This window comes from Shewanella phaeophyticola (assembly GCF_025398315.1).
Lineage (GTDB): Bacteria > Pseudomonadota > Gammaproteobacteria > Enterobacterales > Shewanellaceae > Shewanella > Shewanella phaeophyticola.
Map to the genome: position 1 here is coordinate 4,298,843 of NZ_JAODOQ010000001.1, position 14,563 is coordinate 4,313,405.

The following is a 14,563-nucleotide window of genomic DNA, read 5'->3' on the forward strand; positions in this document are numbered from 1 at the left end:
ATGTCAACATTACAATATGTTTTCCCCCTCAGTGATGAGTCTACTCAATTGAATACGCTTTCATCGCTAGTGTGTCGTATGAACGCTAGTGTGTGGCAAAGTCTATCTTCCAATCAACAAGTCCAAATGATAAACCTGATAAATGAGATTACATCAGGTAAACCTTATCCGCTTTTAGGGGGGCGAAAGGTCAAATGTAACAACTCTCTTGTTCGTTTTCGTGTAGGCCGAAATCATCGGCTAATCTTAATCCGCACTTCAAAGAGCTTCGTTTTTCAGCTGTTTAGCCGTCAAAACTATGAGCGAAATTTTAATAAAAAATTCAGTTCATTAACCGTTGAATGTTAAGGGGCTGAGTTATGAAATCTATTAATGAAGTAAATAAAGATATTAAAGAATTGGTCATCAACTGGCACATCACTGAAGTGTGCAATTATGACTGCAAATACTGCTTTGCAAAGTGGGGTCGCCCCAAAGAATTACATCGTTCTCTTGAGGAAATTGAAAAGCTGCTTGATAACTTAGCTTCATATTTTATCAAAGGTGATTCTGCGTTAAAAAATGAACTCGGTTATGACACTATACGCCTTAATTTAGCTGGTGGAGAGCCAATGATGCTTGGCAGTACATTTTTTATAGTACTGATGCTAGCGAAACAAAAAGGCTTTAAAACCTCAATCATTACTAATGGGCATTATCTAGTAAATAGCCGCTTAGATTTCCCTAAAAATGTGTTGGATATGGTTGGTATTAGCTTTGATAGCCAAGATTTAAGTACACGAGAAAAAATTGGCAGAGTTGATCGTAAAGGCAATTCGCTCAGCGCTGAGGATTTAAAAATCGCATTAGAGGGTTTAATAGAAACTCAAAAAGGCATCAAAACCAAGATTAACACCGTAGTGAACCGCTTAAATTATGAGGAGGACTTTTCATTACTGATTAGTGAGTTAAAACCTTACAAATGGAAAGTCTTACAAGTTATGCCCTATGGTGCTGATGACTTACTGATTTCGGATGATAAGTTTAACCAGTTTGTTGATCGTCATAGTGGCTTAGGACTCCCAATATTTGCTGAGTCTAATTCAACGATGACCGAGTCATATTTGATGATCGACCCATTAGGCCGCTTTTATCAAAACTCTGTAAGTGCTAGTGGCTACAAGTACAGTGACAGCATTAATCAGTGTGGTGTAGAAAGTGCGCTTGCACAGATAGCCTTTAATCCTAAAACATTTTTATCAAGATATTGTCCAATTGATATCGATGTTATTGAGTCTTAGGAGGCAAACATGAAAAGTGAAACTTGTTTTGGAAAGGCTTCCGGTAAGGCATTAACACAATATTATTCTGAGGAAGAGGCACAAGATGCTGCGGAATACTCAAAAGAATATTATGGTAACGATTTGAGTCCGTATCATTGTGACAAATGTGATTTATGGCATTTGTCGCCTAAAAGTCGACAAACTCCCAGCCAAAAATGCACTCGTTGCACAGGAGGCTATGGTGTTGAAAAAGCATCATATCGCTCCAAACGCGAGGCGCGTTTAAGAGCTGATATCATTTATGATGAACAGGGCATTAGCTTACGAGTCTATAAGTGTAAATATGGTTCTGGGTGGCATTTGACCAAGAGTCACTTCTAATCAATTCGCGATACGTGTCGATTAAGCATAGATCAGATAGCTCGATAGAATTTGTGATTTAAACGACGACAATACCAGCTCATCAACTTGGTTTTTACTCCCAAGTTGATGAGCGTTGGTGTTGAGCGAATCAAAATTAAGCCCTGTACTCGTTTTGCTATTGTCAGACGAAAAAGTTTTGTTGGGTAACTCCTTAGATGTTGAATTATCGATGCTGTCCAGTAAATGAGCTGATTTTTGATAGGTGTAGGTTCCTGGTACGGCTTCGTCTAATCGCTTTGCATACTCAACTAATTTGGGTTCTGCTAGCATGAACATATATGCAAAATTGCTTTGCGCCTCTGTTACACGAAGTACCCGGCCTAGAATTTGCCGAAAGTACAGCTCAGTAGTGACATCAGTAAGATTGCAGCAAACTTGCAATCTGGGGATATCTGTTCCTTCGCTTATCATCGCGATACTAATAATCCATTCTGACTGACTGTTTTTAAAGTATTCAATTAATTCAGGCGAGTCATCTAGCCTGCAAGACACTAGGGTCGATTCTTTACCTAATTGGCCAGATAAAATCGATTGGATTTGCAACGCATGAAGGTATGAAGACGCAACAATCAAGCCGCCGGCATTAGGTGAAATACTCCTAAGACTATCTAGCTGCTCAATACTTTGAGACAACAAATGTTTGATTACCTCAGGGTGTTTAATGATGGACTGATAGCTAACATCGCCTTCTTCTAGAAGGTTTTGTAGATTGTCATATGTTTGAAGTTGATGATTTTTCTTTACCACAACATGTTGAAGATCTATCGCAGTTATTTGTGGCATACGGCATACCTTATCCCTAATGGCTTCGATAATGTCGTAAGAGAAATCACATAAAATATTACCGTCTGGGTCTGTATATTTTGCAAAAGGGATTGGCAGAGTATCGGTACGCCAGGGCGTTCCGGTAAGTGATAATGTGTAAGTGGCTAGATTTTGGATTGTTACCAGTAGCTGCATTCCCCAGACATTTGAAGGAGAATCACCACCGCCGGCACAATGATGTATTTCATCAAAAATCACTAAAACCCTACTGTTACTTAAATTACTAATTAATTCAGTAGTATTGCTTAAGGAATGATAAGTTTTTGACATCCCTAAAGCGCCTAAGTGACCATTAAATTTTCTGCTTAAAACATGCTCAAAAGTTTGTTCAATGCTTTGACAAACTATACGGGATGGTGAAAAGCAAACGACATAATCCACTTTATTATTGTCGATAAGTGATTTAGCAATATGAGCGGCAGCTATCGTTTTTCCTGCACCAGGGCAAGCCAGCATAAGATACCCTGCCTGCTTGCTATAGGTGTCTGTCGCGTGCTTGATACAGCGATTTTGCCAGTCCCTTAACATGTAATGTTGTCCTCTATTTTAGTAGCCTTAATTATTTTGTTAATAGCACTAAGGCGGCCATATAGATCCGATGCATGATCTCTGGTTTTGTTAAGCAGTGACAATATGGTTTTGTTTTGTTGAGGAAATTGTTCTAGGTAATCTTGATAAGCTTGGATTTCACCTAATACCATTTTCAATTCAGTACTTGTCTTGGTTTCTTCTGACATTAACTCATTAGAGGATGTACCTTTTTCATCATTAGCTTTAGTTGTTATTTCGTACTCGTTACTTTGTAAAATTGCCCGAAGTTCGGGGGTAATTTGATAAATCCTTGCATTGCTTTTACCTGTTGCAACGATTAAATCTTTTGTTGTTAGTGCATGAATGTTTCTCGCAACCAAGCGCTCTGCTTGTATCTTAGATAAGCTAAATAGATTTTCTGCTAATTCAATAAGTTGTTTTCTGCCTATTGAGCTTCCATCAACCCGCATCAATAGTTTTCTGAATTTTTGGTTCAAAGAAATAGTTTCGTTAGTCATGTTCCGATCTTAAAAAAATAAAAACTTAGGATTGCTAAGTATACAGAAATAAGTAAAACTTAGACAATCTAAGCATGAGAGATTTTGAAGATGAATATAAATTGCATAACAATCCAATACCTGAGCGACTTAAACAGGCTCGAAAGAAAGTGGGTATTTCACAGAAAGAACTTGGTGTAAGAGTCGGTATGGATGAAAGTTCTGCCAGCGGTCGTATGAACCACTACGAAAAAGGTAGGCATGTTCCTGATATTCAAACGCTTAGGAAAATGGCTGATGAATTGAAAGTGCCATTAAACTACTTTTTTTGTGAAGATGACCAAAGTGCAGAGCTGGCTATTCTTATCGCTTCGTTAAGTGATGAAGATAAGAAATCATTAATAGCATCGCTTACTCATAGTGCAGATGAATAGCTAATATTTCTACCGATCTCATTTAATGGGATCAGTTATGATTATGCAATTTCCTGTGGCGCATGATGATGAATTACTCGTCAGTATTCTTGCTCGTTTTGTATCAAGACAAGGTTTAAGAAATGATAAAGCGGCACTAGAATTACTTTTTGGCTCTCGAAACATTGTCCCTTCACCTCTATTGCAAGGGCATCTTCAAGCTTTACTGTCACAGGTTGGCCATATCTGGTTTATAAGTCAAAATGAGTTGATTCAACGTCATTCTATACTTCCACTTTTTCAGTCTTTTGTTGAGCCATCGCGAGTAAATGATGTTCAGAATAGAATGATAAACAGTGATAAATCGCATGTGATGACAAGTGTTGGGATTAATGCTTCAAGCATTAAGTGGCTCCGCTATTATCGGTATTGCCCTGAATGTTTAGCTGAAGATCAAGTAAATCTAGCTTATTCGTATTGGCGAAGGTTATTTCAACTACCTGGAGTAATTGTATGTCCTAAGCACCTTTGTTACCTGCAAAATAGCTCGTTTAAATTACTCCCCGATAGAAGGCATGCTTTTAAAGATGCTTCATATCTTGCGCCTCAAGCACAATTAACCTTGTTAAATGTTGAGCCCAATAACAAATTGTTGGCGTTGGCTATTTCGATACAGCAGTTATTAATAACTAAAACACCATATGTCACACCATTGCAATGGACCATCTTTTATCAACGCAGCATAGCGGAGTATGGTTTAGTTATTGGGAGTAGACCTGATCATCTTAATATTCGATTTCAAATTGAACATTTTTGGGGAACGGCTTTTTTAGAACAACAAGGCTTAAGCGTCAGCCTAGAAAACAATTGGTTGTTAGCATTTTTTCGCAAACACAGACGACATTATAGTTTTCTTCATCATATAGTGTGTCATATGGCTCTGTTTCCCTCTTATTCTTTTTTAGACTCTATTCAAAATGCAGCATTAATCACTGATAAAATTAGAGAAAAAAGGATTTACACTAATATTAAAGCAGTTGAACGATACGAAGAATATCGTGCTATCTGGTTAGTAATTTGCTCACCAACGTCAATTTTAAAAGATGTTAGAGCGACAACTGAAGGCTCAAGGGTTTACTCATGGCTTTATCGCTATGACAATGCTTGGTTACAAGAACATTTGCCAAATCGTTTCCGTAATGATGTCGGGAGGCAAATAAATTGGTGCAAGCGCGACATTGATATTGTTAAAAAGCTCATTAAAATCCGCAATAAAAGTTATGAGAATTTGAACTTACCACGCATGACTCAAACTTGGTTTATTGCTCAAACTAATGTGCCTTGGGGGATTGCTAGTCACTTAGATAAATTACCTTTATGTCTAAGCTTTTTTGTAAAATACACTGAATCAATAGATGAGTACCAAATTCGTAGAGTTCTGGCTATTATGGTGAATTGCATAAATTCACATGAACCTTTCCCTAAACCCTATGAAATTGAACGTATTGCCGGACTTAGCAAAAAGCGTAGCCGAAAACCTGTCAAACACATTCTCAGAATGGATTTCGAAACGTTTTCCCGCTTTAAATTACCTCCCAAGGAATGTTGAATTAAAAAAGGTCAATGGCGTATTTAAGTCTAAAAATCTTTTTAAAAACAAACAAATTTATGTCGGTGTTGAGTGGATTGACGGTATTTGCTCATCACTACCTATTGAAATGGCAAATATGTTAGCACCTGGGCGAACCTTCTCTGAAAAAGACATTTTAGATGAAGTTGAATATGAAAAAGTAACGGTGCGTGTTACTGAGTTAGTTAAGATTGATGAATCATCAATGCACTATCGATACATCTATCAAACTGATAAGGGATTGATTTCTGTTTCAGGTTTTGAGTTAGCAAGAACAATCTTTTTTCACCATCGACACTTGGTAAATGCTGCATATAATGCAAATGGCTTGTCTGAACTTGCTTTTGTGCACCGTACATGTACGCCATTAAAGATTATTTTTCCAAAATCGACTACATATCCTGTTAGTTATTTAAATACGAAAAACAAAATCAATCATATTATTTGGCTTTTTTTAGACCGTGAGGCGAGGCAGAGCTTTTTTTCTATTTATCAATCTTTTCAGAAAAATACAGATTCGATAGCGTTTGAATTTATCCCCCCAATTTGGTCGGATGGCAGTTTGAGCTGTCAATTATTAGGGATCCATTGTCAAAACGCCTCAAGGTAAAGAGAATTGAAGATGTTGTAGATGCAAAAGTCTCTGAGGAGTTTTTTGGTGTCGAGCTAGAACATCCTAGTATAGACTTTACCGACACATGCGACAAAGAAAATTCAAAACGTGGTAAAACACCAAATGTGGATATAGATCCGGATTTAGATTTAGGTAGTATTCCTGCGTTTGGTAAACGACTTCATACTCAAAAGGTTAAAGGTTTTTCTTTTAATGTATCTGGTATTCAGGGCACGGTTGTTTCTAATGGTAAAGGGGTATCTAAGCCTGTTTTTTTTGAGGGAAATGAAAAAACAGAGCATGATCAATCTGGTGTCGGTTCACCTGAAAGAGATGGAGACGCTCAAGAATATGATCCCGTTATTAATCAAGATGATGATGGATTCGAAGAAGCTGATGAGTTGCCTCAAAAATTCATTATGTTTGAGGAGGTCGTCAAGGAGCTTGGTCAGAGTCAAAGTATTACACTTGAGTCGATTAAGTGCCATGTTTTCCCGAACCCAACAAACAATAGTAAAGTAATATTTAAAACTAAAGATAAACAAACGCTTAGGTTTTTCGTCGCAATCCTTGATATTGCACAAACAAAAATAGTGATGTTAGAGGCTGACACAACTAGTTTGATAAAATCCAAAGGAGCAAGCACATTAATACTTGGACTTATGGATGATGCCGATACTAATTTTAAAGAAATTATTCAGCAATTTTCTGATAATGGTGCTCAATGGCAACATCAGTTCATTCGAGATCGAACTAACTTTTTTGTGCCTTGTAATCACCCCCAAAAAAACAAAAGGGCAGGTTTTTAAGTGAAGATGAATATAGGAGTATGTGGATTATTAATTTGAGGAAAAAGCTGAGTCAAGTACTAGAAAAGGATAAATAGCAAATGTGGCATAGTGAATTTTGCCACCAATTAAGAAAAATGGTATGCTGTTAGCGTGCAAATTGGGAGACAAAAATGACGAATAAAACTGTAACCTTTAGTCTAGTGCTGCCATCATACATAGGTTTTAGAACAGTTAAAAAGATTTAAGATCTCATTTTAAAAGCGACGTGCTATAGAGCAGGTCGCTTTTTTGTATAATCAGATCTGTGGTTGTTAAGTGCTTGAATTTCATTGCAGTGGTTAGATACTTTGCCTTTGAATGGCTTAAAACCATTGGAATCCTATCAGTATCTTCTGGATTGAAGCAAAGGTGAGCCAAATCCGTTTTGTAAACTTATTAACTCGCAAACTAGGCGGTAAGCGGAGCGGGTTATGCCTTCGATCTCTCTACCATAGCCATGGTCGTTCATAGCTCTGATGTTTGGATATTTATCCCAAAGCCTAGACTTGGTGATATATTCATTGCATGTACCCTGATCCCGAATATCTAGTTTTTTCATTAATTCAACGTACCTAATTACTTCACTCCATGCATCATCAGAATACTCTCTGGCGTACCTTGCTCTGATTTGTTCTGGAGTGAGCTTTACTCTTTGATGGGATGAGGGAGATGGCTCATTGCTATTGAAAGTAGATTTAGTGCACGCATTTGGATCATTCTCGTATGGCCTTGCTATATCCCGATAGATATTGATTTTAGTTTTGTAAGATTGGAGAGCACTACGCTGATTGTCTTCCCTCTCAGCGAGCATTTTTTTTCAAATATGAAACGTGGTTCGTTCCAATCTTTTCGTTTAACTTTGTATATACTTTCGTCTTTACAATTAACGAATATTAAAGAGAGATGGGCATAGCCTGGCTGATTATTAATGATCGAGCGATCAAGGTATACCCAAGTGTTCAATTTATTGTCGTACCCCCACCAATCCATTATCATTTAATTTTTCTCCTTAGTCTTTAATATACACTCAAAATGATCCATCATTTACAGATAAAAGTAGTTTTTTCAATTTAGAATTCTCCTGTTATTCGGTTACTGGAAAATTCTACTTTAAGCCTCAGTTATTTGTCGTGGGATTACCGTCTGACTCTTCATTAGGTGAAGTTTTTTTTGTAAATTAACAAGAAGCTTAATAAAGTGTGCCAAGTGTCTGATCTGAGTAGTTAGAGTTTACTCTTCACACTACAGTGTTTACTCTTTAATGTTCGTGATTTTGGAGTACAGACGCTTCGATAGGCCTATCCTTATCTGTTATGTGCTTTCTAGCTCCGATATTAATTTTTTAAAATATTCAGTTTCTTTGGTTTTAAATGGGTTGTCTTGATACTTTCTTAACATGTCTTTTGCATGATCTAATCGATCAGAAATCTCTTTTATCTTCAGATTTCTTTCATTATTTTTTTTATCGACTTTAAATTGTTGCTTGGCTTTTACATTTCGATTTTTAAGACTGAACTTATCTTCTTGTTCTCTCATGTATTCATTAGAGACTGGTCGTCCACCCGCACCTTGTCCTGATCCATGTAATCCAAAGCCTACTCCGCTAGGCTCCCATGAACCACGTTCAACATGGCTTATTTCTAATTGTGCTTGATGTGAGTTTTTCAACTTATTTTCCCTATAATTAAAGTCTTTATGCCAATATAACTTTATCTTCACCATCATGACGTTGCCGGGGGCACGAACTTGATACGACTATGCCTGTGCTCGTTCTTGTACCAATTAGCGAAGCCTTTCACCCAAGTTATTGCATCTTCAAGGCTCTTAAAGTCTTCACTTGGCCAGCTGTGGCTTTATCGGTGATCATGATTAATAACTTCAGAACTGCTTGAGCTTAATCCTAGTTTTTAAGCTACTAAGTGCTTCATTTTTTTCACCGAAAATAACACGAACATTATCTCTTGAAAGCTTCGTATCTTCCAATCTGTTTTGAATATGGAATTCTGGGTTACAATCGTGATCTAAAGTAAATGAGGCAATAATTTTGTCGGTGGTATCAAGGATGATGCACCAATATCTAGAGTGACTAATTAAAGGTGTTGTAGGTAAGACTGATGAAGTATAACAACCTTGATACTCACCATCGCCGTGACAAGAAAAGCATATACCATTAGCAATATGCGAGTATTGAGGAAGATAACCACCGCCTCCACATCTTCGACAAATGTTATATGAATAGCTGAAAGTATGGCGTTGTTTCTGGTGAAATTTATGGTCAATTGCAGTTACTATTGGCATTTGTTTATCTCCTATCTCGCAAAATGTTTATGTTTATGGGCAACTGTTAAAATGTCACCAGTATGACTAACAACCACATATCGACCTTTGCACTTCTCACAGAAATATTTTGAATATCCCATTTTTATCAATTCTTTAATGCAACCTTTGTCTGCTAAATAAACAATAGATCCCTTACGGAAGTACTCCTTTCCGAAGTCTAAGATTGCCTGAATTAGCTCTTCAGTAAAGCCTCTTTGCTGCATTCTTGCGCGTGCATGGTTAGTATAAAGAGTCATATATTCTCCTTGTTTGTTTCAACTAAAGGTTAACAAGTTCATCTTTAATTTACCGTCTCTTTTTGCGACAATGTTTTTTGGAGTCATGCTCAATCACGTTCAGGATACTTATGAATACCAGCGAGTTTAAAATTTTAGATTTCGATACAAGGCAACTAGTTGATGCTAATGTTCTTTTGGAAAGGTTAAAGCGCAAGGTCGGGCTAAATACGACTCAGTGGCACAACAAAGCACAAAAAATTGCAGGTGCTAGAAGTATTGGAAGTAGATCAACTCTTGCTGAAGTTATCACTGGAAATTCTGCTCGGAAACTACCTCTTAATTCTATACCTTACCTGATTGAAGCTTTAGGTTTACCGTCAGACGAAAGTGATTACTATATAAGCTCTTTTATACGTGTGTTTTTGCCGCGAGGCTGCCAAAAATACGTATCTACAACTAAAGAGCAGGAACAAATTCAAATATTAAAAGAAGAAAATATCGGACTTATAAGAAAGCTGTTTGATCAAGAGAGTTTTCGATTATTATCTGATTTTGGAGGTGCTGAAAAAGTTGTTGAACTTGAAATAAAATATGGGATTAAGCGTGAAAGTTTTGAGTTACCAGTAAATAGTAGCTATGAAATGTTTAATGCGGCAGATTTTGGACCTTTTGAAGATATAGCAAAGCATGCGGAGTATGTGCATGAATTTAAGAGAAAAGATTGGATAAATTTTATTATACAAGTACTGAGTAATGATGATCTTGAGTTTCAACAATTTGTTTCTTGTCTTTTACCTAAAGAGTTTGAAAGCATATTTAGGACGTTATTCGTACCTGTTGATGATTATTATGTTGCTTATTCTATTAATCATCCGATTAGAGCCTATTTATTTGCATCTTGGGTATATCAATACTCAATAGAAGAAGAAAAACTAGATGCTCTTTTATCAGTATATGCCACACATAACCGACTATGTTTCGAAGAAGTATTAAGGGTTAATAAAATGTTGTATGTTCCTGGCCAAATCGATGAGTTAAAAGAAGATATATCAGTTAATCGATACGAGTATAATCTGACTAAATACGATAAAACATCTACACCTTTTGAACTTTTCTTGGAGAAAAACTTAAAAAAAATACGTGCAATATCCATTGGTATATATAATCAAATCAATCCTTTTGGTATTGAAACACACATTGATTTTAGATTTGCAGGAGATCAATCTATTGCTAGATTTTTGCAGTTTCAAGCGTCTAAAAGTGAAACGTTCTCATTAAAAGAATTAGCAAAAAATTATCGAGTTAAAAGTACTGAGTTTTTCCCAACACTAATGGATCGAGAGAATGGTTTAATGGAACTTCTCCAGTTTATGATTTTACGAGATGCACGTCATATAAACAGAAATTTTACCTCAATAATAGAATTTGAAGATAGGCATAACGTCAAAAATAAAATGGCACAAAGAAAACATTGTGGTTTCATAATTAATGACAAACAGACGCTCAAGGGATTATTAGCTGGTGCGAAACAGTACATTGAATTTTTAGATGATTATGAACCCTAAATCACAATCTACATATTCGGTTTTATTAGATAGTTATCTGTCTAAAAGTTAGTATAAGCTTAGCGGCTTGCTATCATCAAAAGTTGCCGGCAAAAAAAAGTAAAGTGTTAAGCGAAAATGAATATCAGATAAAGTGGATAAATCGCTTCAGAGAAAAATTGAACAAAGTGAGCCATATCTATGTTGAAAGAAGATTTGCCATTACTAGCCAAACGAGCATTGAAACATATTCTGTGTCGACCAGGGGAAATCATATATAGTTCTCATGAAACATTATCAAAGGGCGATATATATCTTCTGGGGCTAAACCCTGGAGGTAAACCTTTTATCACGATTGAACAACACATAGATGATATGTTGACTCGAACCAAAAACTCTTTCGTGGACGAAAACTGGAAGAGACAACAATGTGAACCGTTGCAATTGCAAGATGTCGATAAAGCTCCTTTACAGAAGCGTGTGGTTCAATTGTTAGTAGACCTTGGTTATGACGTTAGGACGGTATGTGCTTCTAATTTGATATTCCAAACAACTACTTCTTCAGAGACGTTATGCTTTGGATTGGCAGGGTTATGTTGGCCAGTACATGAAGCGGTTTTAGGGCTTGTTCAACCGAAGCTAATTCTCACTTTTGGTAACGGTAAAGACTCTCCATACTCATTTATTAAAGAGTTAGTTGGGGCTCATGACGTTGAAAAAATATGTCCATCAGGACATAAGGGGTTTATATGCAGAGGTTTTCACACAATTATCAATGGCAATAAACTATTTGTAGCCGGTTTACCGCATCTCAGTAGGTATAATCCCGTTGGAAAAGTTACAGTCATTGAATGGATTAAAAATGAGGCAGGAATAAGCATATTTTTATGAAATAAAGAGCATTGACAAGATCAGGTATAGCGCAAAAAACAAGCTGTTTGTATTAGTTGTGGGTTAGAAAAAAAGATCAAACTATTTTATAATTTTTCTAAAACGCAGTTGTAAAAAAAGATCAAACATTAGCATTTAAATGACCCTAGAACCTGTGGTTTTTTTATCAAACTATTTTATAAACGCACAATTGTGGAAGTTAAATAGAGTTCGAAACTAGTCATAAAGATAGCGACTAACTGAAAAGTTAGAAACTAAACAAGTTAGCTACTGTGAAATGTTCGAAACTAATAAAAAGCGACTGGCTCATTGAGTGGTCGCTTTTTTTTAAGATAAAAAGTTATGTTAATGCAATAGTCATGGGTAGTTAAACTCCAGGGCTCTTTTTTTGGTAGCTTAAAACAGGAACGAGTTCACAGGCAAAACTATCGGACGCATAACAGCTCTGCAAGATGTGATGAATTACATTACAATGTGGTACAAAAGCCAACGGATGCATTCATAGCTGGATTATCAAAGTCCCAATAAATTTGAGCTTATGGATAAGCAGATAAAAGAAGCCGCTTAATGAACTTAACCAGGGTGACTTAATTCAGTTGACCAGGTCATACATGACCATCATTATTTTAGGAACCTTTTATCCAACGACCAAGGTGTTGAGCACTCACTTCTAGATTTTTTGAAGCTTCAGCAATGCTATAATTTGTCCTCTAGCATAATGGCATCAAGCTTAAATTACTTTGAATAGGTTTTTCGTTTAGTCATTTCAATCTACAGTTAAATCAATTATGTTTTAACTGGGTTAGTCGTATCAATTAAACTGCGTCATGGTACGACTTAACATTTATTTTATTTGAATAGGGAATGAGTTGATAAGTGATTCCTGTCATAGCAAACATCATGGCATAATGTGGACAACGGGTTTGATATCCATTTGTTAATTGGGTTTTATATGAAAAAAATTGGCTATACCACAGGTGTGTTTGATTTGTTCCATATTGGTCATCTCAATGTGTTAAAGCGCGCCAAGCTTGAATGCGATTACCTCATTGTTGGGGTGACAAGTGACGAATTATCTATGTCGGCAAAAAATAAAAAGCCGGTTATTCCATTCCAAGAGCGCTTGGAAATTGTAGAAGCAATAAAGTTTGTCGATGAAGTTGTGCCACAAATGAGCTATGACAAACTAGAAGCTTGGAATAACCTAAAATTTGACAAAATGTTTGTTGGTGATGATTGGAAAGGTACTGACAAATGGATTGAAATTGAAAAAGATTTTGCAAAGTTAGGTGTAGAGATTATGTATTTTTCTTATACGACTCATACCTCAAGCTCTATACTTCGAGACGTACTAAGTAAAATCAAATAACCGACAGAAAACTTTGTGATATAACGCCCTTGTAGTGTTACCTGTAAGGGCGATTACCTCATTAAATATCATAGAAAATTTCAATATTATGAGTGTTAATTCCAATGATAATACTTTAATTTCTTTCGTATTTTTATCCGACGTATTAAGTTTAAAGGTTTTGCTTTAAGGTGAGATGTTCCTGAAGTAACCAATTTATCAATTGCATCTAATACTCGCTCACTCGAATGACCATCTTTGTAAGGATGAATTGAATCACAATGCGCCTTTATCTTTTGCAACAAACTTTCGTTTGGTTGTAAAGCGGTGTCTAACACTTTTTCGAGTTGTGATGGTTGTTGAAAGTTAACCATCCACTCTTCAGGACGTCGATTATTTAGCGCGACAACAACCTTCTCTTGTAAAGCAAATTCAGTCAGTATTGAAGAAGTGTCTGATAAAATGATATTGGCAGCTTGTAGCAGCGGTATAATATCCCCAGTTTCAACAAAGCGTAAGTTATTGCTTGATAAAGCTTTAAACATTGTCACTTCTTCAGCGGTTGCTTTGGGGTGTAATTTTACAATCCACTGCCAATCTTTAGTTTCAGCGAGTTGCTTAATAAATGGGTATAAGGCGTGCGTACTGGTTAGGCTGGGTGAAAAAGTAGGGGCATACAAGATCACCGGTTTTTCAGACTGATATTTTTCAGTATCTTGGTGTAATGAAAATAATGGATCTAGTTTTGACCAGCCGGTTTCCACAACCTCACAAGTCCCATCATTGATTGAGCTAAAACCTTGAGTAATATTGGGATCTTGGGTGCAATATAAGTCAAAAAAGCCCCGTATATTGAATTTACCTTTTTTGCCAGAATCGAAACCATGAAAAACTTGTACTTTTATTCCTGGGAAAAAATCAGGAATAAAGTTTCCAGGTGCTAACGTAGCATGTGGATCAAATTTTTTGACTTGGTTAACGTCAGCCAAACGATCATCACTAGATAAGAGAAACTTTTCAGCCTCACTTCCTTTAGGTATAAACCAAGCCACTTTGCCACCACGTTTTTTAATCGCAATTTCAAGCGGCCTAAGTACGCTAAAAGAGTATGACAAGGTTACATAAAATAAATAGCGCATTTCATTTACAGCCTTTAAATTATTATTTGATTGTGCAAACACGTTAAAAACACCTATAT

16 protein-coding genes are annotated in these 14,563 nt (G+C 36.4%); 10 read left to right on the forward strand and 6 right to left on the reverse strand.

Translation table 11 applies throughout. The features are described 5' to 3' along the window. Positions 1 to 126 precede the first annotated feature (126 nt). The 3 genes from N4T56_RS22975 to N4T56_RS19980 are packed head-to-tail and all read left to right on the forward strand — an operon-like array spanning position 127 to position 1,643. Positions 127 to 348 carry a ParE family toxin-like protein gene (locus N4T56_RS22975; RefSeq protein WP_449329058.1) on the forward strand — a complete coding sequence of 74 codons (222 nt, stop codon included), beginning with the start codon at positions 127 to 129 and terminating at the stop codon, positions 346 to 348. Positions 349 to 359: 11 nt separating this feature from the next. Beyond that, a complete protein-coding gene (locus tag N4T56_RS19975; RefSeq protein WP_261734406.1) occupies positions 360 to 1,280 on the forward strand; it encodes a viperin family antiviral radical SAM protein in 921 nt (306 codons plus the stop codon). A gap of 9 nt (positions 1,281 to 1,289) precedes the next feature. Continuing rightward, positions 1,290 to 1,643, forward strand: coding sequence for a hypothetical protein (locus N4T56_RS19980; protein WP_261734407.1), 354 nt, complete (start codon positions 1,290 to 1,292; stop codon positions 1,641 to 1,643). Positions 1,644 to 1,664: 21 nt separating this feature from the next. Here the strand turns inward: N4T56_RS19980 and N4T56_RS19985 are convergent, their stop codons facing one another. Together N4T56_RS19985 and N4T56_RS19990 are read right to left on the reverse strand one after the other, a co-directional pair. Further along, positions 1,665 to 3,038: a DEAD/DEAH box helicase gene (locus N4T56_RS19985; protein WP_261734408.1), complete on the reverse strand. Its 1,374-nt coding sequence runs from the start codon at positions 3,036 to 3,038 to the stop codon at positions 1,665 to 1,667. Then, positions 3,032 to 3,559, reverse strand: a complete 528-nt coding sequence (locus N4T56_RS19990; protein WP_261734409.1) for a hypothetical protein — start codon at positions 3,557 to 3,559, stop codon at positions 3,032 to 3,034. Before N4T56_RS19990 ends, N4T56_RS19985 begins: the two co-directional genes overlap by 7 nt. 74 nt (positions 3,560 to 3,633) lie before the next feature. Between N4T56_RS19990 and N4T56_RS19995 the strand changes: the two genes are divergently transcribed. From N4T56_RS19995 to N4T56_RS20010, 4 genes are read left to right on the forward strand one after another with little or no spacing between them, the layout of a single operon-like run. Further along, entirely contained in the window at positions 3,634 to 3,972 is a 339-nt protein-coding gene (locus N4T56_RS19995) for a helix-turn-helix domain-containing protein (RefSeq protein ID WP_315903075.1), read from the forward strand. 37 nt (positions 3,973 to 4,009) lie between these two features. Then, positions 4,010 to 5,560: a TnsD family Tn7-like transposition protein gene (locus tag N4T56_RS20000; RefSeq protein ID WP_261734410.1), complete on the forward strand. Its 1,551-nt coding sequence runs from the start codon at positions 4,010 to 4,012 to the stop codon at positions 5,558 to 5,560. Next, positions 5,457 to 6,191 (forward strand): hypothetical protein, encoded by a 735-nt coding sequence (locus tag N4T56_RS20005; protein WP_261734411.1) that lies wholly within the window; start codon positions 5,457 to 5,459, stop codon positions 6,189 to 6,191. The genes N4T56_RS20000 and N4T56_RS20005 overlap by 104 nt, the downstream gene beginning before the upstream one ends. Beyond that, complete coding sequence (locus N4T56_RS20010; protein WP_261734412.1) at positions 6,170 to 7,003, forward strand: Tn7-like element transposition protein TnsE; 834 nt, start codon at positions 6,170 to 6,172, stop codon at positions 7,001 to 7,003. Before N4T56_RS20005 ends, N4T56_RS20010 begins: the two co-directional genes overlap by 22 nt. 1,332 nt (positions 7,004 to 8,335) lie before the next feature. On the opposite strand, the gene N4T56_RS20015 is transcribed toward N4T56_RS20010, so the two are convergent. The 3 genes from N4T56_RS20015 to N4T56_RS20025 form a co-directional block, all read right to left on the reverse strand. Then, positions 8,336 to 8,692 carry a hypothetical protein gene (locus N4T56_RS20015; RefSeq protein ID WP_261734413.1) on the reverse strand — a complete coding sequence of 119 codons (357 nt, stop codon included), beginning with the start codon at positions 8,690 to 8,692 and terminating at the stop codon, positions 8,336 to 8,338. 210 nt (positions 8,693 to 8,902) lie between these two features. Beyond that, complete coding sequence (locus N4T56_RS20020) at positions 8,903 to 9,322, reverse strand: hypothetical protein (RefSeq protein WP_261734414.1); 420 nt, start codon at positions 9,320 to 9,322, stop codon at positions 8,903 to 8,905. 11 nt (positions 9,323 to 9,333) lie between these two features. Next, positions 9,334 to 9,600 (reverse strand): DUF4258 domain-containing protein, encoded by a 267-nt coding sequence (locus tag N4T56_RS20025; protein WP_261734415.1) that lies wholly within the window; start codon positions 9,598 to 9,600, stop codon positions 9,334 to 9,336. Between the two features lie 110 nt (positions 9,601 to 9,710). Between N4T56_RS20025 and N4T56_RS20030 the strand changes: the two genes are divergently transcribed. From N4T56_RS20030 to N4T56_RS20040, 3 genes are all read left to right on the forward strand, one after another. Continuing rightward, a complete protein-coding gene (locus N4T56_RS20030) occupies positions 9,711 to 11,147 on the forward strand; it encodes a hypothetical protein (RefSeq protein WP_261734416.1) in 1,437 nt (478 codons plus the stop codon). A gap of 180 nt (positions 11,148 to 11,327) precedes the next feature. After that, the gene (locus tag N4T56_RS20035; RefSeq protein WP_261734417.1) at positions 11,328 to 12,017 is read left to right on the forward strand and encodes a hypothetical protein; all 690 of its coding nucleotides are present in this window, start codon (positions 11,328 to 11,330) and stop codon (positions 12,015 to 12,017) included. A 952-nt stretch (positions 12,018 to 12,969) separates the two neighbouring features. Then, positions 12,970 to 13,386: an adenylyltransferase/cytidyltransferase family protein gene (locus tag N4T56_RS20040; RefSeq protein ID WP_188923269.1), complete on the forward strand. Its 417-nt coding sequence runs from the start codon at positions 12,970 to 12,972 to the stop codon at positions 13,384 to 13,386. Between the two features lie 95 nt (positions 13,387 to 13,481). Here N4T56_RS20040 and N4T56_RS20045 read toward each other — a convergent pair whose 3' ends face one another. Next, on the reverse strand, positions 13,482 to 14,546 hold the full coding sequence (locus N4T56_RS20045) for a CDP-glycerol glycerophosphotransferase family protein (protein ID WP_261734418.1): 1,065 nt from the start codon (positions 14,544 to 14,546) through the stop codon (positions 13,482 to 13,484). Positions 14,547 to 14,563: the final 17 nt, after the last annotated feature.